Source organism: Lysobacter sp. yr284 (assembly GCF_900107375.1).
In the GTDB taxonomy this organism is placed as follows: domain Bacteria; phylum Pseudomonadota; class Gammaproteobacteria; order Xanthomonadales; family Xanthomonadaceae; genus Lysobacter.
In genome coordinates this window covers 164180-182459 of record NZ_FNPT01000007.1, presented here as the reverse complement: position 1 = coordinate 182459, position 18280 = coordinate 164180, and the positions used below count along the sequence as shown (strand labels likewise).

14 protein-coding genes are annotated in these 18280 nt (G+C 70.9%); 5 read left to right on the top strand and 9 right to left on the bottom strand.

Annotation, left to right across the window (positions count from 1 at the left end):
• Nucleotides 1–75: 75 nt before the first annotated feature.
• Complete coding sequence (locus tag BLV01_RS13815) at nt 76–3249, top strand: efflux RND transporter permease subunit (protein WP_091800465.1); 3174 nt, start codon at nt 76–78, stop codon at nt 3247–3249.
• Entirely contained in the window at nt 3242–4693 is a 1452-nt protein-coding gene (locus tag BLV01_RS13810; protein ID WP_091800462.1) for an efflux transporter outer membrane subunit, read from the top strand. The genes BLV01_RS13815 and BLV01_RS13810 overlap by 8 nt, the downstream gene beginning before the upstream one ends.
• Before the next feature lie 681 nt (nt 4694–5374).
• Here the strand turns inward: BLV01_RS13810 and BLV01_RS13805 are convergent.
• The 9 genes from BLV01_RS13805 to BLV01_RS13770 form a co-directional block, all read right to left on the bottom strand.
• A complete protein-coding gene (locus tag BLV01_RS13805; RefSeq protein WP_091800459.1) occupies nt 5375–5800 on the bottom strand; it encodes a ketosteroid isomerase-related protein in 426 nt (141 codons plus the stop codon).
• 213 nt (nt 5801–6013) lie between these two features.
• On the bottom strand, nt 6014–6757 hold the full coding sequence (locus BLV01_RS13800) for an MHYT domain-containing protein (protein WP_091800456.1): 744 nt from the start codon (nt 6755–6757) through the stop codon (nt 6014–6016).
• A gap of 155 nt (nt 6758–6912) precedes the next feature.
• Entirely contained in the window at nt 6913–7731 is an 819-nt protein-coding gene (locus tag BLV01_RS13795; RefSeq protein WP_091800453.1) for a V4R domain-containing protein, read from the bottom strand.
• A 220-nt stretch (nt 7732–7951) separates the two neighbouring features.
• Nucleotides 7952–8944: a pyridoxal-phosphate dependent enzyme gene (locus tag BLV01_RS13790; RefSeq protein WP_091800450.1), complete on the bottom strand. Its 993-nt coding sequence runs from the start codon at nt 8942–8944 to the stop codon at nt 7952–7954.
• A gap of 164 nt (nt 8945–9108) precedes the next feature.
• Complete coding sequence (locus BLV01_RS26850; RefSeq protein ID WP_254782646.1) at nt 9109–10365, bottom strand: ABC transporter permease; 1257 nt, start codon at nt 10363–10365, stop codon at nt 9109–9111.
• The gene (locus BLV01_RS26845) at nt 10362–11669 is read right to left on the bottom strand and encodes an efflux RND transporter periplasmic adaptor subunit (RefSeq protein WP_254782645.1); all 1308 of its coding nucleotides are present in this window, start codon (nt 11667–11669) and stop codon (nt 10362–10364) included. The genes BLV01_RS26850 and BLV01_RS26845 overlap by 4 nt, the downstream gene beginning before the upstream one ends.
• Nucleotides 11666–12652 carry an HlyD family secretion protein gene (locus BLV01_RS13780; RefSeq protein WP_091800447.1) on the bottom strand — a complete coding sequence of 329 codons (987 nt, stop codon included), beginning with the start codon at nt 12650–12652 and terminating at the stop codon, nt 11666–11668. The genes BLV01_RS26845 and BLV01_RS13780 overlap by 4 nt, the downstream gene beginning before the upstream one ends.
• Complete coding sequence (locus tag BLV01_RS13775) at nt 12649–13647, bottom strand: HlyD family secretion protein (RefSeq protein ID WP_175485942.1); 999 nt, start codon at nt 13645–13647, stop codon at nt 12649–12651. The genes BLV01_RS13780 and BLV01_RS13775 overlap by 4 nt, the downstream gene beginning before the upstream one ends.
• On the bottom strand, nt 13631–14266 hold the full coding sequence (locus tag BLV01_RS13770; protein ID WP_254782644.1) for an ABC transporter ATP-binding protein: 636 nt from the start codon (nt 14264–14266) through the stop codon (nt 13631–13633). Before BLV01_RS13770 ends, BLV01_RS13775 begins: the two co-directional genes overlap by 17 nt.
• 471 nt (nt 14267–14737) lie before the next feature.
• Between BLV01_RS13770 and BLV01_RS26295 the strand changes: the two genes are divergently transcribed.
• From BLV01_RS26295 to mnmG, 3 genes are all read left to right on the top strand, one after another.
• A complete protein-coding gene (locus tag BLV01_RS26295; RefSeq protein WP_175485940.1) occupies nt 14738–14893 on the top strand; it encodes a hypothetical protein in 156 nt (51 codons plus the stop codon).
• An 82-nt stretch (nt 14894–14975) separates the two neighbouring features.
• Nucleotides 14976–15515, top strand: coding sequence for a hypothetical protein (locus BLV01_RS13765; protein WP_254782643.1), 540 nt, complete (start codon nt 14976–14978; stop codon nt 15513–15515).
• A 722-nt stretch (nt 15516–16237) separates the two neighbouring features.
• The gene (gene mnmG, locus BLV01_RS13760) at nt 16238–18127 is read left to right on the top strand and encodes a tRNA uridine-5-carboxymethylaminomethyl(34) synthesis enzyme MnmG (protein WP_091800437.1); all 1890 of its coding nucleotides are present in this window, start codon (nt 16238–16240) and stop codon (nt 18125–18127) included.
• The last annotated feature ends 153 nt before the right edge of the window (nt 18128–18280 follow it).

The following is an 18280-nucleotide window of genomic DNA, read 5'->3' as shown; positions in this document are numbered from 1 at the left end:
AATCAAAGGCCGGCCCCGCCGCAACGGGGCCGGCCGGGGACCCATGCGGCTCATCGCCGCACCAAGGAATCCGTCATGGACTTTTCCAAGTTTTTCATCGACCGGCCGATCTTCGCCGCGGTGCTGTCGATCGTGATCTTCGCCGCCGGCCTGATCTCGATACCGATCCTGCCGATCAGCGAATATCCCGAAGTGGTGCCGCCCTCGGTGGTCGTGCGCACGGTGTATCCGGGCGCCAACCCCAAGGTCATCGCCGAAACCGTCGCCACGCCGCTCGAAGAAGCGATCAACGGCGTCGAAGACATGATGTACATCAAGTCGGTCGCCGGTTCCGACGGCGTGCTGGTCACCACCGTGACCTTCCGCCCCGGCACCAACGCCGACGACGCCGCCGTGCGCGTGCAGAACCGGGTCAGCCAGGCGCTGGCGCGCCTGCCCGAGGACGTGCGCCGCCAGGGCGTGACGACGCAGAAGCAGTCGCCGGTGTTCCTGATGGTGGTGCACCTGACCTCGCCCAACGGCAAGTACGACACCCTGTACCTGCGCAACTACGCCCGCCTGCACGTCAAGGACAGCCTGGCGCGCCTGTCGGGCGTCGGCGACGCGCAGATCTTCGGCGGCGGCGACTACGCCATGCGCGCCTGGCTCGACCCGGACAAGATCGCCTCGCGCGGCCTCACCGCCGGCGACGTGGTCCGCGCCATGCGCGAGCAGAACGTGCAGGTCTCCGCCGGCCAGCTCGGCGCCGAGCCGATGCCCAACAGCAGCGACTTCCTGACCCTGATCAACGCCCAGGGCCGCCTGCGCAGCGAGAAGGAGTTCGGCGACATCGTGCTCAAGCGCGGCAACGACGGCGAAGTGGTGCGGCTGTCCGACGTCGCCCGCCTGGAGCTGGGCGCCGGCGACTACAGCCTGCGCTCGCAGCTCGACGGCAAGAACGCGGTCGGCATCGGCATCTTCCAGGCGCCGGGCGCGAACGCGCTGCAGATCCAGGAGCAGGTCATCGGCACGATGAACCAGCTTTCCAAGTCGTTCCCGGAAGGCATCAAGTACGAGGCGGTGTACGACACCACCATCTTCGTGCGCGACTCGATCAAGGCGGTGGTCTCCACCCTGCTCGAAGCGGTGCTGCTGGTGGTGCTGGTGGTGATCTTGTTCCTGCAGACCTGGCGCGCTTCGATCATTCCGCTGATCGCGGTGCCGGTGTCGGTGGTGGGCACGTTCTCCGCGCTGTACCTGCTGGGCTTCTCGATCAACACCCTGAGCCTGTTCGGATTGGTGCTGGCGATCGGCATCGTGGTCGACGACGCGATCGTGGTGGTCGAGAACGTCGAGCGCAACATCGAGGAAGGCCTGAGCCCGCTCGACGCGGCGCACCAGGCGATGAAGGAAGTGTCCGGCCCGATCGTGGCGATCGCGCTGGTGCTGTGCGCGGTGTTCGTGCCGATGGCGTTCCTGTCGGGCGTGACCGGCCAGTTCTACAAGCAGTTCGCGGTGACCATCGCCATCTCCACGGTGATCTCGGCGATCAACTCGCTGACCCTGTCGCCGGCCCTGGCCGCGCGCCTGCTCAAGCCGCACGGCGCGCCCAAGGATGCGCCGACCCGCCTGATCGACCGCCTGTTCGGCTGGCTGTTCCGTCCGTTCAACCGCTTCTTCGCCTCCAGCTCGGAGAAGTACCAGAGCGCGGTCTCGCGCACCCTGGGCAAGCGCGGCGCGGTGTTCGTGGTCTACGCGGTGCTGCTGGTCGCCACCGGCTTCATGTTCAAGATCGTGCCGGCCGGCTTCATCCCGCTGCAGGACAAGCTGTACCTGATCGCCGCGGTCAAGCTGCCCGAGGGTTCCTCCATCGCCCGCACCGACGCCCTGCTGAGCAAGGTGACGGACGTGGCGATGAAGACCGAGGGCGTGCAGCACTCGATCGCCTTCCCGGGCCTCAACGCGGTGCAGTTCACCAACACGCCCAACACCGGCGTGGCGTTCCTGCCGCTCAAGCCCTTCAGCGAGCGCAGCCGCAGCGCGGTGGAGATCACCGCCGAGCTGAACCAGAAGATCGCCGGCTTCCAGGAAGGCTTCACCTTCGCGCTGATGCCGCCGCCGATCCTCGGCCTGGGCAACGGCGCGGGCTACCAGATGTTCATCCAGGACCGCAACAACCTGGGCTACGGCGCGCTGCAGAACGCGGTCAGCGCGTTCCAGGGCACGATCATGCAGACCCCGGGCATGGGCTACGCCAACAGCACCTACCAGGCCAACGTGCCGCAGCTCGATGCCGAAGTGGATCGGGTCAAGGCCAAGGCCCAGGGCGTGCCGCTGACCGAGCTGTTCGACACCCTGCAGACCTACCTGGGCTCGGCCTACGTCAACGACTTCAACCAGTTCGGACGCACCTGGCAGGTCATCGCCCAGGCCGACGGCAACTTCCGCGACAGCGTCGAGGACATCGCCAACCTGCGCACCCGCAACGATCGCGGCGAGATGGTGCCGATCGGCTCGATGGTCACCATCAAGCAGACCTTCGGCCCCGACCCGGTGCTGCGCTACAACGGCTACCCGGCCGCGGACATCGCCGGCGACGTCGACCCGCGCGTGATGTCCTCGGCGCAGGCGATGGACGTGGTCAAGGACGTGGCGTCGAAGGTCCTGCCCAACGGCATGGAGATCGAGTGGACCGACCTGAGCTACCAGCAGGCCAGCCAGGGCAACGCGGCGATGATCGTGTTCCCGCTCGCGATCCTGCTGGCGTTCCTGGTGCTGGCCGCGCTGTACGAAAGCTGGACCCTGCCGCTGGCGGTGATCCTGATCGTGCCGATGTGCATGCTCTCGGCCCTGCTCGGCGTCAAGCTGACCGGCGGCGACAACAACGTGTTCGTGCAGGTCGGCCTGGTGGTGCTGATGGGCCTGGCGTGCAAGAACGCGATCTTGATCGTCGAGTTCGCCCGCGAACTGGAACTGCAGGGCAAGGGCATCGTCGAAGCCGCGCTGGAATCGTGCCGCCTGCGCCTGCGTCCGATCGTGATGACCTCGATCGCCTTCATCGCCGGCACCGTGCCGCTGGTGCTGTCGCACGGCGCCGGCGCCGAGGTCCGCTCGGTCACCGGCATCACCGTGTTCGCCGGCATGCTCGGCGTGACCCTGTTCGGCCTGTTCCTGACCCCGGTGTTCTACGTGGCGCTGCGCAAGATGGTCGGCAACAAGCTGGTCTCGCACGGCGACCACCACAATGTTTCGGAGACGGTCCATGCGTAATCTCAAGCTCCCCGCGGTCGCGTTGCTGACGCTCGCGCTCGCCGCCTGCGCGGTCGGTCCGGACTATGTCCGGCCGACCCTGGCCACGCCGGAGAAGTTCGCCCGCGGCGACGCGCAAGCGGCCACCGACGGCACCGCCGCGCCGGACCCGGCCGCCGAGTTCTGGCGCAACTTCAACGATCCGCTGTTGACCCACCTGGTCGAGGAGTCGCTCAGCGCCAACCACGACCTGCGCATCGCCCTGGCCAACTACGACCGCGCCAACGCATTGCTGCGCGGGGCCAAGTTCGACCGCTTCCCGACCATCACCGGCAGCGCCAGCGGCAGCGACACGCGTTCGAGCAGCGACCAGATGCCGGGCACCGACAACCGCGGCCGCGACAACGAGAGCTACAGCGCCCAGGCCAACGTGAGCTGGGAGCTGGACGTGTTCGGCCGGGTGCGCCGCAACGTCGAGTCGCAGCGCGCCGACACCTGGGCCAGCGCGGCCGACCTGCAGGCGATGCAGGTCGCCATCGTCGGCGAAGTCGCGCGCAGCTACGTCGAGCTGCGCGGCCTGCAGGAACGTCTGCGGGTCGCGCGCGAGAACGCCGACAACCAGCAGGAAACCCTGCGCCTGGTGCAGGCGCGCTTCGACGCCGGCCGCGGCACCGAGTTCGATACGGCGCGCGCGCGCGCCCAGCTCGAAGCGACCCTGGCGCGGGTGCCGAACCTGGAAGCGCAGGTCGCGGTGACCCAGCACCGGCTCGCGGTGCTGACCGGGCAGACGCCCGATTCGCTGGTCGCCGAGCTCGACCAGGCCGTGCCGCTGCCGGCGTTGCCGGCGCGGCTCGACGCCGGCACGCCGGGCGAACTGCTGCGCCGCCGTCCCGACGTCGCCGCCGCCGAGCACCGCCTGCACGCGGCCACCGCGCGCATCGGCGTGGCCACCGCCGACCTGTTCCCGCGCTTCACCCTGTCGGGCCTGATCGGTTCGCAGGCCATCGACACCAGCGCGCTGTTCGAACGCGCCAGCGAGACCCGCCTGGTCGCGCTCGGCATCGACTGGTCGTTCCTCGACATCGGCCGCGTGCGTTCGCGCATCAAGGCTGCCGACGCCAGCGCCGAAGGCGAACTGGCGCGCTACCAGCAAAGCGTGCTGCTGGCGCTGGAAGACACCGAGAACGCGCTGGTCCGGTACGCCCGCGCGCGGGTCGAGGACCAGCACCTGGAGCGCGCCGCGCAGGACAGCCTCAAGGCCGCCAAGCTCGCGCGCGTGCGCTACGAGGCCGGCGCCGCCGACCTGTTCGAAGTGCTCGACGCCGAACGCACCCAGCTGCAGGCGCAGGACGCCTTCGCCGACGGCCGCACCCGCTCGGTCACCGGCGCGATCGCCTTGTACAAGGCGATGGCCGGCGGCTGGCCCGCGCGCGAACCGGTGCGCGAGGGCGTGGCGCGCAACTGAGCCGGCAACAGGGAACGCGGAACGAAGGCAACAGGGAATGGCGGGTCGGGCGGTCGCTCGGGAGTTGGTCCCGGCTCCGCGCAGCGCGAGGCGCGAGCCGCGACCGCTGCGGCGAGCGCCTTCGACGGCCCTCCATTCCCCAGTTCCGTACCTCCCTGCGCTCCATCGTTTTACGACCGACGATCCCGGCCTGCGGCGCGGCCCCTCCCCTCTCACCGCCGCAGGCCGCTCGTCGGTCCTTTTGAATGCAGACGGCGCGGCCGCAACGGCCGCGCCGGTCCGAGAATCGACTGGCCCGGGACGCATCGCGCGATCCTCGCGGTGGGGCGCGCGCGGCGCGTCCCGGGCGGTCGGTTCGAAGGCACATCCGCGGCCGTGCGGCCGCGGCGCCGCTTTCCTCGGTCCGACGGGCCGGTCGCGGCGGCATGCGCGGCGCGGCCCTTGGGTTCCGCCCGTCGCGCAGCGCGCGGGCGCGACCTGGTAGCGCGCCCGCGCCGCACCGCCGCTGCGGCCGTCTCGTCGGCTTTTTAGCCGGCATCGCGGCGTGAATCCGCCGGCGCCGATAGCGCCGTCTTGAGGCATCCGCGCCGCTACGGCTCGCCGGCCCAGCGGATCGGCCGGTCGGCGTTGCCCGCTTCGCAGCCGTCGCGGGCGCTTGTTGGCACGCGCCCGCGCGCGGCTTCAGCCGCCGACCTGCGCCACCCAGTGGTCGAGGTTGTAGTAGTTGGTCACCCGTTGGATCCGCCCGTCGCGGATCTCGAAGAACGCCCCGCCCGGCAGCGCGTACTTCTGCCCGCGCGCTTCCGGCAGGCCCGGATCGGTGGCGAGGTATTCGCCGTGGACCACGTATTCCGCCGCCGCGCGGGTGCCGTCGGCCGAGGCCATCACCACGATGTCGCGCAGCTGCTCGCGGTAATGCCGCGCCATGCGCTGCACGAACGCGGCGAACGCCTCGCGTCCGGTTTCGCGCGCGCCCTGGTTGAGGTCGTGGACGACGTCGTCGCCGAGCGTGGCCAGCATCGCGTCCCAGTCGGCGCGGTTGAAGGCGGCGTAGTAGGAGAGCACCAGCTCGGTGGCGCGGTCGTGGTGGCGGGGGGCTTCGGTCATCGTCGATCGTCCTGCGTTGCGGGGCAGGCGCATGATCGCGCAGGCGCGGCGGTTGTGGGAGGGCCTTCAGGCCCGGTGCTTTCGTTTCAGGTCGCTTCGTCGCGGCGGAGCGAAAAGCATCGGGCCTGAAGGCCCTCCCACAACCGCACGCCCACATAAGCCCGCGGCCCGGCGGTGGGAATGCCGGGCCGCGCTGGTTTCAGGCGTTCGCGCTCAGATCCGCACCATCGCGCGCTGGCGCTGGCGCAGCAGGCTGATGGTCAGCACCGCGGCGAGCAGGGCGGTGGTGACCACGAAGATGCCGATGCCCAGGTAGCCGCCGCTGACGCCGCCGGCGGCGGCCGCGCTCTTGTCGGGGATGAAGGTCGCCGCGAGCATGCCGGTGTAGTGCATGCCGCACACCGCCACGCCCATCACCAGCGCGCTGCCGAGCATCTGGCCCCAGCCGCGCAGGTTGAAGGCCAGCCACAGCGCCACGATCGAGGCGACGATGGCGATCGCGGCCGAGGCCACCAGCAGCGAGTTGTTGTAGACGGTGTCGGCCGGCATCAGCATCGCGGCCATGCCGGCGTAGTGCATGCCGGTCACGCCCAGGCCCATCAGCACGCCGCCGACGATCAGCTTGCCCCAGTTGAAGATGCCGGTGCCGGCGATGGCCAGGCCGGCCATGCACGAGACCACCGCGATCACCGCCGAGCCCAGGGTCACGGACAGGTCGTAGTTCACTTCCACGTTCATGCGGCAGGCGAGCATGGCGATGAAGTGCATCGCCCAGATCGCGCCGCCGCCCATGGCGATGCCGGCCGCGGTGATCGCGCGCCAGCGCGCCGCGCCGGTCGCGCCCGGGATGGCGATCGCCAACTGCAGGGCGGTGAACGATCCCAGTACCGACACCACATAGGAAAGGATGACGAGCAACGGGTCGTGGACGCATTGAATCGCATGGTCGAGCGGCATGGCGAACCCCCTGGTGGATGGGTTGTACGGCTGGATAGGAACAGCAATCGGCCGCCCGGGCGCCGTCCCGCGCCAAAGCGGCATCCCACGCCGGCGCGTGCGTCGGCGTGTGGCGCCGCGGCGTCCCGGCCGCGGCGGTCGACCGGTCTATCCGGTCAGGCTTCGAATTCGAACCGGCAGGTCTCCGCGCCGGTGTTGCGGCACTGGCTCTCGACCACCCGCATCTGGCCGCCGTGCTGGCCTTCGAGCAGGCCGCCGAGCATGCCGCGCAGGAAATGGCAGCACTCGCCGTGCTCGCCGCGATGGCAGAACGGGCTGTTGCGCACGCGCAGGACGTCGTCCTGGAGTTCGGCCTGGACCAGCTGGCGCATCGCCGGCAACGCGATGCGGCGCACCGAGTCGGCCAGCGGCAGCTGTCCCCCCAGGGCGAAGTCGCGCTTGTAGACCCAGGCGCCGACGCGCTGGCCGATGTAGCGCAAGGTCGCCTCGCGCTGGGCCGGCGGCAGCTCGCGCTCCAGCGCGACCAGCTGCAGCAGGATGTTGGGATAGTTGCGGGCCAGCTGCGGCAGCAGCGTTTCCACCCGCTGCACGTCGATCGGCGCGGCGCTGGCCGCGGCCGGCGTCGGCGCGAGCGGCGGCGCCGACGCGACCGGCGCAGGCGCGGCGGGCGCGGGGTGGCCGTTGCCGTTGCCGGCGCCGTTGGCGCGCACGGCCGGTTGCGGCGGCGGCGCGCCGCCGCCCTCGTAAGGCGAGGCCTCGAAGCTCTGCACCAGGTGATGGGTGCCGAGCTTCTCTTCCAGCACCAGCAATTGGTCGGGCGGTCCGCGCACCACCATCACCAGCACCACGCCCTCGTCGCTGTTGAGCATGCGTTGGCGCAGCAAGGTGAAGCCGTTGGCGATGACCACTTGTCCCAGGGCCAGCAACAGGCCGTCGCGGCGCTCGGAGACCACGCGAAACTCGACATCCACCATGCAGAACTCCCCGGCCTGTGCGCTGGTCTGAATCGCCCTGTTCGGAGCGGTCCGCGCGGCATGACAGGGACTGGCGCGCGATGGCGCAGCGTGCCAGTTGCGTTAACAAAAAACGTAAACAGTGATCACAGAAAAGCCTGGTTTTTACGCGTTTTATGCGGCCCGTGCGCCTCGCCTCAACGCATGCCGCATAACAAACGCGAACCGAATCCGCAACCGGTCACGACGGCTTCGCGGCGAACCATTGCGCGGCCAGATCGAGGTCCACGTTGCCGCCGGAGACGATCAGGCCCACGTTCGCATTCGCGAATGCGTCGCGATTGGCCAGCACCGCCGCCAGCGGCACCGCGGCGGACGGTTCGACCACCAGCTTCATGCGTTCCCAGATCAGCCGCATCGCCGCGATCGCCTGCGCATCGTCGACCAGCAGCACCTCGCGCACGCGTGAGCGAAGGATAGGGAAGGTGAGCGTGCCCAGCTCCGCGCGCAGGCCGTCGCAGACGGTGTCGGCGACGCGGCCGGTGATGCGGCGGCCTTGCGCCAGCGAGTCGTGGGCGTCGCGCGCGCCGAGCGGTTCGGCGCCGTAGACGGCGATGGCCGGGTCGGCGCCCTGCGCGGCGATGGCGGTGCCCGAGAGCAGGCCGCCGCCGCTGACCGGTGCGATCACCGCGTCCAGTCCCGGCGCGGCGGCCATCAGCTCCAGCGTCGCGGTGCCCTGGCCGGCGATCACCCGCGGGTCGTTGAACGGGTGCACCAGCACCCCGCCGGTGCGCGCCAGCACCTGCGCGGTGACCTCGTCGCGCGAGGCCTGGCCGGGTTCGCAGAACACGATGTCGGCGCCGTAGGCGCGGATCGCGGCGAGCTTGACCTTGGGCGTGTCGTGCGGCGCGACCACGGTGGCGTGGGCGCCGCGCAGGCGCGCGGCCAGCGCCAGCGCGCCGCCGTGGTTGCCCGAGCTCTGGGTGACGATGCCGCGCGCGGCGTCCTCGTCGCTGAGCGAGAACACCGCATTGCACGCGCCGCGGAACTTGAACGCGCCGCCGCGCTGCAGGTTCTCGCACTTGAAGTAGAGCCGGCAGCCGGCCAGTTCGTCGATCGCGCGCGAGGTCAGCACCGGGGTGGCGTGCGCATGCGGCGCGATGCGCGCGGCGGCGGCGAGGACGTCGGTGTAGCCGGGAGCGGCGTCGGGAGTCGGGGAGGTTTGGGCGTTCATGGCGCAAGCGTAGCGTAGGGGTCGCGAAAGCGGGATTGGGCCGCGGCGGTCGCGCGACGGACGCCGGCTGCCGCCGTGCGCGGACGCGGCATCGCGGCGCCCGGCCCCCGAGCCGGCGCGGTGCCGGCCCCGTTCCTTGTTCCGCTGCGCCGGGTCTTGCCCGCTCAGTCGTGCCGCAACGCCGCGATCGGATCCAGCCGCGCCGCCTGCCGCGCCGGGTACACCCCGAACGCCAGCCCGACCGCCGCGCAGAACGTCGCCGACAGCAGCACCGGGATCGGCGCCCACGCCACCTGCCAGCCGGCGAAGGCGGCGATCAAATAGGCCAGCAACACCCCGAACAGCAGCCCCAGCGCCGCGCCGGTGACGCAGATCACCGTGGCCTCGCGCAGGAACTGCGCGACCACGTCGCGCCGGCGCGCGCCGAGCGCGCGCAGCAGGCCGATCTCGCGGCGCCGCTCCAGCACGTTGGCGAGCATGATGTTCATGATGCCGATGCCGCCGACCAGCAGGCTCACGCCGGCGATCGCGCCCATCACCACGCGGAAGATGCGCTGGGTCTTCTGGTGCTGCTGGAACAACTGCTGCGGCACCACCAGGCGGAAGTCGGCGCTGCCGGCGTGGCGCTGGCCGAGCACGGTCGACAGCACCCGCGCGCCCTGCGCCAGCTGCGAGGGGTCGCCCAGGCGCAGCAGGAAGCGGTCGACCTCGTCCTCCTGCGGATTGAACTTGAACCGCGCCCGCGCGCTGGCCAGCGGCACGTACACGCGGTTGCTCTCCAGGCCCAGCTGCACGCCCTCGAACTGGTCCTTGCTGAGGTCGCGGTCGGCGAGCACGCCGACCACCTGCAGCCACACGTGGTTGACCTTGAGATAGCGGCCGAGCGGATCGGCGCCGCCGGGAAACAGGTCGGCGGCGGCCTGGTGGCCGAGCACCGCCACCGCCGCCAGCGCGCGGTCGTCCTGCGCGGTCAGCGCGCGGCCCTTGGCCACGCGCAGCGAGGAGAGTTCGAAATAGTCCGGGCTGACGCCGCTGGCCTGGGCGTCGCTGCGGCCGTCGTCGCTGAACACCGAGTGGGTGCGGATGGGTTTCTCGGCGGCGTAGCGCTGCGCGCCGGGAACCACCGCCAGCGCCGCGTCGGCGTCGGCCAGGCTCAGGCCGAGGCTGCGCGCGCGGATCTCGCGCAGGCTGTTCTCGTCCTGCTGCACCTTGGCCTCGACGATCAGGTTGTTCAGGCCCAGGCTCTCGACCAGGCGCAGCGCCTCGCGCCGGCTGCCCTCGCCCACCGCCTGCATCGCCACGATCGCGCCGACGCCGAAGATCAGGCCGAGCAAGGTCAGCAGGGTGCGCAGCCGGCGCCGCCACAGTTCCTCGACCGCTTCGCGCCAGATCGACGGCAGCCACGCCAGCGCGCGGCTCACGGGCGCACCGCCTTGGCCGCTTGCGGCTTGTCCTGGGTTTTTTCCTGTTCGGCCGCGGCTTGCTTGGCCGCGTCCTCGGCCTTGGCGGTGGGCGCGTCGATCGCGCCGGCCTCGGCCAGCAGCACCTGCTCGCCCTCGCGCAGGCCCGAGAGCACCTGCGAACGCGCCGGCCCGCGCACGCCGAGCTTGACCTCGCGGCGGCGGAACTGGCCGCCGTCGCTCACCCGCACATAGTCGCGGCCTTCGTCGCTGTCGATGGCGACGTTGGCCACGCTGATCACCTTCGGCGCATCCAGCAACAGCACCCTCGCCTCCAGCTGCTGGCCCGGCACCAGCTTGTAGCGCGCGATCGCCTCGGCCGGGATCGGCGCCTTCATGCTCAAGTACTTCACCGGACTCTGCTGGTTGCGCACCTTGGCCGCGCTGGCGACCCACGACAGCTTGCTGAGGATCTTCTGTTCGGGCCGGCCGACCGGGAACATCTCCACCGCGTTGCCGACCTGGATGCCCTGGGTCTCGATCTGCGGCAGGTTCAATTCCAGTTCCATCGCCGAGGCATCGGGCAGGCTGCCGTAGTCGAAGCCGGCGCGCAGGGTCGCGCCGAGCGCAGGCTTGTCGCCCTGCCAGTTGCTCGCCAGCATCAGCACGCCGTCGTTGGGCGCGCGCAGTTCCAGCGCGTCCAGGTCGGACTGGCGGGCCTTGGCGGCGATGTCGTAGGTGGCGCGCTGGGCGTCGAGCACCGCCAGCTCGGCGTTGCCGCGCACGCCGGACTGGCTGCGCTGCCACTGCAGGATGTCCTGCTTCTCGCTGAGGAAGCTGCGGTCCTGGACCGCGTCGAGCACCTCGTTGCGCGCCATCGTGCTCAGGTCCGCGCTGGCGTAGCGCTCGGCGATGGCCAGCTGCACCGCGACCTGGGCCAGGTCGACGCCGACCTTGCTCTGCGCGGTGTCCAGGTCGCCCTGCTTGGCCGCGCGCGCGAGCTGGTTGCGCTGCAGGTCGATCAGGGTCTGCGCCAGCTCCTGCTTGCCCTGGTCGGCGGAGAAGCGCGCGATCAGGTCGCCCTTCTTGACCGCGCTGCCTTCGGCCAGCATCCACTCGACCTGGCGCGCGGCCCAGTTGCGGCCGGGCACGTTGAGCGGGGTGGCCTTGGCCGACTTCAGCTCGCCTTCGCCGCGCACGCTCAGGCGCAGCGGCGCGGCGGCGACGGTTTCGGTGGCCGCCGGGGCGATCTGGTCCGAGCACGCGCCAAGCGCCAACACGCAGGCGGCCAGTGTCGCGGCCGCGATCTTCGTATGCCGGCTCATCGGCCCGCTCCCGCGCTCGCCGGCGGCGTGGCGGCGGCCGAAATCTCCACCCGCACCGCCTGCCCCGGCCGCAACGGCGCATGCGCGTCGTCGAGCTGCACGTCCAGGTCCAGCACCGGCACTGGCTGCACTTGCGACTTGCTGCGCACCGCGCGCCCGACCGAGGCGACCTTGCCGCGCAACGCGCGTCCGGCGCCGCCCTCGACCACGATCCGCACCGGCGCGCCGACCCGCACCTGCGACAGCTCGCGCTCGGCCAGTTCCGCGCGCACCGCGAGCGTGGCCATGTCGGGAATCTCGGCCACGGTCTGGCCGACCCAGACCTGCGAGCCGACGTCGAATTTTTCGCCCTCGAAATTGCTCCGGTGCATCATCAGCCCGTCGCGCGGGGCGACCACGTCGAGCGCTTTCTGCGAACGCTGCAGGCGGTCCACGTCGGCCTGCAACTGATCGCGCTCGGCCGCCAGCAGACGCCGTTCCTGGCGGCGCTGTTCGGCCGACAGCACCTCGCGCTTGCGCGCCAGTTCCATCTTGCGTTCGGCCTGCTGGCGCGCGACCACCAGCTTGCGGTACTCGATGCCGGCGATCAGTTCGGCCGGCTGCTCGGTCTTGCGCTTGGCCTTCTCCAGCGCCGCCAGCGCCTCGGCCGTGGCCAAGCGCTCGGTGCGTTCGCGCTCGGCCAGTTCCAGGTCGAGCTTCTCCAGTTCGCTCTGCTTTTCCTTGAGCTGGCTGCGCTTCTCGGTGAGCTGCTTGATCACGTCGCTGCTGTCGAAGCTGATCACGGTCTGGCCGCGCTTGACCGGCGCGCCGTCGGGCGCGAGCTGGGTGATCGCGAACTGCCACATCCGTTCCACGTTCGGCGGCATCAGCGGCGAGGACCGGCGCGCGTAGACCTCGCCGTCCACGCGCAGCGGCGCGGCGACGGCGGCGGCGCAGGCCGTGGCCAGGGCGAGCGCGGCGGCCAGGCGCACGAGCCGGCTCATCGCCCCGCTCCCGCGCCCGCGGCGGCGGCCGGCGCGGTCACCCGCACGCTCATGCCGGGCAGCAGCGCCAGGCCGTGGCCGGCCGGCAGGTCGATGTCGATGGCGAAGTAGCGGCCCTCGCCCCACTCCGACTTGCGGTCCGGCGCGCCGGCGATCGCGGCGACGCGTCCGCGCAGCTCGCGCCGCGGCAACGCATCGAAGCTCAGCCGCACGTCCTGGCCGACGCGCAAGCCGGGACGGTCGGGCTCCAGCGCCCACGCCCGCACCTGCATCGCGCCGCCGCTGCCGACCACCTCGCCGGCCTTGCTGCCGGGCATGGTCGAGCTGCCTTCGTCGATGCGCCCGCCGATCCAGTTGTTGTTGAACCCGTGCAGGACGATGCCGTCGCGCTCGGCGCGCACTTCCGACTGGCGCAGCAGCGCGGCGTAGTAATCGCGCTGCACGCCGAGCTTGCGCGTTTCCAGCTCGCCGTCCTGGCGCCGGCGCGCGACCGCGGCGCGCGCGGCGTCGAGCTGTTCGCGCTTGAGCCGCTGTTCGCGCACGGTCTTGTCCAGGTCGCCCTGGTGGCGGTCGTAGTCCAGCTGCGAGATCAGCCCGCGCGGGATCGCCGCCTCGACCTTGGCCGTGGCCAGCGCGGCATCGGCGTCGGCGAGCGCGACTTCGGCATCGACCGCCTTGACTTCGAGTTCGGCCAGTTCCTTGGCCGACTTGGCCCGCGCCTGTTCGATCTTGGCGTCGAGCTCGGGAATCTGGGTGCCGGCCTGGCCCGGATCGATGCGCAGCACCACCTCGCCGGCCTTCACCGCCTGGCCCTCGGGCACGAAGTAGCGGATCGACACCGGCGCGGTGTTGGCCTGCGGCGTGTAGATCTGCTGCGCGCCGGCCGAGCGCACCTCGCCGGTCAGCACCACCGCGCCGGCGGCCGGCGCCAGCAGCGCCCAGGCCGCGGCGATCGCGATCGCATGCGTCGCCATGCGCTCAGGCCGCGCGGACATGGGCGCTGTCATGTTCGACCTTGCCGTCGTGCAGGCGCACTTCGCGCGGCGCGCGCGCGGCCAGGTCGCGGTCGTGGGTCACCAGCACCACGGTCTGGCCGCCGGCGTGGACTTCGCCGATCAGGTCGAGCACGTCGGCCGCGCTCTTGGAATCCAGGTTGCCGGTGGGTTCGTCGGCCAGCAGCAGCGCCGGCTGCAGCAACAGCGCGCGGGCGATCGCGGCGCGTTGCTGCTGGCCGCCGGACAGCTCGCTGGGCCGGTGCCCGCTGCGCTCGCCCAGGCCGACCCGCGCCAGCAGTTCGTGCGCGCGCTGCGGCGCGTCGGCCGGCGGCTGGCGGTGGAAGCGCAGCGGCAGCAGCACGTTTTCCAGCAAGGTCAGCCGCGGCAGCAGGTGGAAGCTCTGGAACACGAAGCCGATGCGGCGATTGCGGATGTCGCTGGCGTCCTCGTCGTCGAACTCGGCGACGTCGCGCCCTTCGATCAGGTAGCGGCCGCGGGTGGGCCGGTCCAGGCAGCCCAGGATGTTGAGCAGGCTCGACTTGCCCGAGCCGGACGCGCCGGTGACGGCGACGAACTCGCCCGCGCCGATCTTCAGGTCCACCCCGGCCAACGCATTCACCGCTTGTCCATTCATTTCGTAACGACGATGGACCGCATCCAATTCGATCATCGAGTACCGGCCGGGAAGTAGAGAGACGCCGTCGCGGCCGCAGCACGGACGGTCGCGGCCGGTACTGGTGCGACCGGACGCATCCGGGAAGGTTCCCGCGACGGTGCGGTCCGGCGCAATCCCCCAAAGTCAGGCGCGGTGCATGTCCGGCTGTCGCAGCAGGCAACGATTTGTGAACCCGTACCGCAATCGCGCCGTTCTTCGCCGATAGTTTAAGGAAGACCCGCAGGAGTGCCGGTCGCGCAATGGGCGATGGCGCATCGGACGCGTGCCGGGCGGCGAGCGCCGATGGGTCGCGCCGGCTGGTCATTCGCGGGTCGATAGGCCATGTTGGCTCCTCGCCACCCCGGACGCGCCCGCGCATCCGGACCACCACGACCCGCGACGCCCCGCGTCGGCGCCCACTACAGGGGATGTTCCATGCGCAAACTCTCGCTCTGCCTGGCTGCAAGCCTGGTCCTGACCTTGCTCACCGGCTGCTATCCCCCGCCGGTCATGAATCCCACCGCCGACCACCCGCAGCCGGCGCCCCATGTCGAGCTGGACCAGCCCGCGGCGCCGGCCGTGGCGGCCTGAACCTGACATTTGCGGGTCGGGCGAGTTAAGCCCGAGTTCAATGCTTCAGGCAGAATCTGAAACCCTAACCGGGGGGTCTGCCATGATCCGCAAACTGATGATTCCGCTTCTTGCAGCCGGCCTGCTGGCCGGCTGCGTCTCCGACTACGCCGTCCGCGGCGGCGGCGGTCCGGGCACGTATTACTACGGCCGGCCGAGCGTGGACTACAACTACTACGGCGGCTACGGCGGCGGCTATTACGGGCCGGGCTACGGCTATTACCCGTACGGCGAGTCCTACCGTTTCCGCAACGGCGGCTACTACGGCAGCCCGTACTACGGCTATTACGGCAATCCGTACTACTACGGCTATCCGCGCCACTACTACCCCAACCGCCCGCACCGGCCCAACCGGCCGAACCCGCCGACGAGCAACAACCCGCCCAACCGCGGCGACGGCGGCCTGCCGTGGCGCGACACCCGCCCGGTCGGCGGCGGCGCCTGGGGCCCGCGCAACAACAATCCGGGCGCCACGCCGCAGGTCCGCCCGCAGATGGCTCGGCCGCAGATGGCCCCGCGCGCGCCGTCCACGCCGTCGGTACGCCGCGACGGCGGCCGCGCCTGGCGCGACGTGGAGCGCTGATCCGGCTCCGCTGAACAGGGCGGACACCGACTATCGGCCGATTACGACCGTTCATGACACCAACAGGGGCCTTCGGGCCCCTGTTTGCTTGGAACTGGAACCGCGCGCACTTGCGTTCCTGACGAAGTGACAGCAATCTACCGCTACTGACCGCTTACGTCGTATTTGGACGTTTTCGGTAAGGACAGGTTTCTATGTCGGCGCCTGGCGAGGAATCACGGATCCCCCCTGTTCCGTCCCCGTCAGGCGTCGGCGCCCATTCCGCCCCGCATCGCGGGCGCGACCGGAAAGCGCGCGTATCTACGCGCGCTTTTCTTTTTGGATCAATGGGTTGCATCGAAGGCCCCGCAGGGGCGATGCGGCCGGGGCGATGGCCCCGCATGGCCCCGCATGGGCCGGCCCAGGCAAGCCGGGCCTGAACGACAGGCAATAAAAAGGGGCCGAATGTCCCCCGACATTCGGCCCCCGGCTTCCCCCGCGAGCGCTTGGCCAGCCCCTGTTCCAATTCCAGCCGGCGTCTAGCGCCTGCCCCGCAAGGTGCATGGATATCTCAAGCATGAACTGTGCCAAGTTCGTAGTGGGATCCGGGACCCGGGATTCGTCGCCGCGCTAGCGACGCCGAACCGAAAGCCCGCCCGGCCCGAGCGTGCGAAAATGGCGCCCTCGCCCTCGCCCTCGCCCTCGCCGGCGGCCCGGCTCTTCGCATCCCGAACCCCACGCCCGTGTCCAACTCCTTCTATCAATACGACGTCATCGTGGTCGGCGGCGGCCACGCCGGGACCGAGGCTGCGCTCGCGGCCGCGCGCGCAGGCGCGCGCACGCTGCTGCTGACCCACTCGGTGGAGACGGTCGGAGCGATGAGCTGCAACCCGGCGATCGGCGGCATCGGCAAGGGGCACCTGGTCAAGGAGATCGACGCGCTCGGCGGGGTCATGGCGCGCGCCGCCGACGCCGCCGGCATCCAGTGGCGCCGGCTCAACGCCAGCAAGGGTCCGGCGGTGCGCGCGACGCGTTGCCAGGCCGACCGTTCGCTGTATCGCGCCTTCATCCGTCGCGCGGTCGAGGCGCAGCCGGGCCTGACCCTGTTCCAGGCCGCGGTCGACGACATCGAGTTCGACGCCGGCCGCGTCGCCGGCGTGCTGACCCAGACCGGCCTGCGCTTCGGCGCGCCGGCGGTGGTGCTGACCGCCGGCACCTTCCTCGCCGGCAAGGTCCATGTCGGCCAGACCACCTACGCCGCCGGCCGCGCCGGCGATCCGCCGGCGACCGCGCTGGCCGCGCGCCTGCGCGAGGGGCCGTTCGTGGTCGACCGGCTCAAGACCGGCACGCCGCCGCGCATCGACGGGCGCAGCCTGGACTACTCGGTCATGGAGGAGCAGCCGGGCGACGACCCGCGTCCGGTCATGTCGTTCCTGGGCACGCCGGCCGACCATCCGCGTCAGGTCTCGTGCTGGATCACCCACACCAGCGAGCGCACCCACGAGATCATCCGCGGCGCGCTCGACCGCTCGCCGCTGTACACCGGCCAGATCGAGGGCATCGGCCCGCGCTACTGCCCCTCGATCGAGGACAAAGTGGTGCGCTTCGCCGAGAAGACCAGCCACCAGATCTTCGTCGAGCCCGAGGGGCTGGAGGTGGCCGAGATCTATCCCAACGGCATCTCGACCTCGCTGCCGTTCGACGTGCAGCTGGAGCTGGTGCGTTCGATCCGCGGCTTCGAGCAGGCCCACATCACCCGGCCCGGCTACGCGATCGAGTACGACTTCTTCGATCCGCGCGGGCTCAAGACCACGCTGGAAACCAAGGCCGTGGCCGGGCTGTTCTTCGCCGGCCAGATCAACGGCACCACCGGCTACGAGGAAGCCGCCGCGCAGGGCCTGCTGGCCGGCGTCAACGCCGCGCGCTTCGTGCGCGGCGCGGACGGCTGGAGCCCGCGCCGCGATGAGGCCTACATCGGCGTGCTGGTCGACGACCTGATCACCCACGGCACCAGCGAGCCGTACCGCATGTTCACCTCGCGCGCCGAGTACCGGCTGCAGCTGCGCGAGGACAACGCCGACCTGCGCCTGACCCCGGTCGGACGCGAGCTGGGTCTGGTCGACGCGGCGCGCTGGGAGGCGTTCGCGCGCAAGCGCGAGGCGGTGGAGCGCGAGACCGCGCGGCTGGCCGCGGTGTGGGCGGCGCCGAACAACGCGCTGGGGCGCGAGATCGCGCAGACCCTGGGCATCGAGGTCAGCCGCGAGAGCAGCGCGCGCGACCTGCTCAAGCGGCCGGAACTGGACTACGCCCGGTTGATGCGGGTGGCGTCGCTGGGGCCGGGCGTGAGCGAGCCGGAGGTGGCCGAGCAGGTCGAGATCGGAGTGAAGTACGCCGGTTACCTGGATCGCCAGCGCGACGAGATCGAGCGCCATCAGCGCAACGAGCACACGCCGATTCCTGAAGGCTTCGACTACGCCGCGGTGCGCGGCCTGTCGGCCGAGGCGCAACAGAAGCTCGAACGGGTGCGGCCGCAGACGGTGGGGCAGGCGCAGCGCATTCCCGGGATGACGCCGGCGGCGATCTCGCTGTTGCTGGTGCACCTGACCCGCGCGCGGCGTTCGCGGGTGGCGTAAGCGGGGCAGGGCGGCGGCCGGCGTTCTCGCCGGACGCATCGATGCGGCGATTGCGAGTGTAGGAGCGACGCGAGTCGCGACTGCGGCAATGCAGCTGCGCCGAGGGTTTCGTCGTAGTTGGGTTGCCGCGGTCGCGGCTTGCGCCGCTCCTAC

Excerpts from the sequence above, each read along its gene's own strand:
- BLV01_RS13815 (WP_091800465.1), top strand. The coding sequence starts at position 76 with ATGGACTTTTCCAAGTTTTTCATCGACCGGCCGATCTTCGCCGCGGTG.
- BLV01_RS13810 (WP_091800462.1), top strand. The coding sequence starts at position 3,242 with ATGCGTAATCTCAAGCTCCCCGCGGTCGCGTTGCTGACGCTCGCGCTC.
- BLV01_RS13805 (WP_091800459.1), bottom strand. The coding sequence starts at position 5,800 with ATGACCGAAGCCCCCCGCCACCACGACCGCGCCACCGAGCTGGTGCTC.
- BLV01_RS13800 (WP_091800456.1), bottom strand. The coding sequence starts at position 6,757 with ATGCCGCTCGACCATGCGATTCAATGCGTCCACGACCCGTTGCTCGTC.
- BLV01_RS13795 (WP_091800453.1), bottom strand. The coding sequence starts at position 7,731 with ATGGTGGATGTCGAGTTTCGCGTGGTCTCCGAGCGCCGCGACGGCCTG.
- BLV01_RS13790 (WP_091800450.1), bottom strand. The coding sequence starts at position 8,944 with ATGAACGCCCAAACCTCCCCGACTCCCGACGCCGCTCCCGGCTACACC.
- BLV01_RS26845 (WP_254782645.1), bottom strand. The coding sequence starts at position 11,669 with ATGAGCCGGCATACGAAGATCGCGGCCGCGACACTGGCCGCCTGCGTG.
- BLV01_RS13780 (WP_091800447.1), bottom strand. The coding sequence starts at position 12,652 with ATGAGCCGGCTCGTGCGCCTGGCCGCCGCGCTCGCCCTGGCCACGGCC.
- BLV01_RS13775 (WP_175485942.1), bottom strand. The coding sequence starts at position 13,647 with ATGTCCGCGCGGCCTGAGCGCATGGCGACGCATGCGATCGCGATCGCC.
- BLV01_RS26295 (WP_175485940.1), top strand. The coding sequence starts at position 14,738 with ATGCGCAAACTCTCGCTCTGCCTGGCTGCAAGCCTGGTCCTGACCTTG.
- BLV01_RS13765 (WP_254782643.1), top strand. The coding sequence starts at position 14,976 with ATGATCCGCAAACTGATGATTCCGCTTCTTGCAGCCGGCCTGCTGGCC.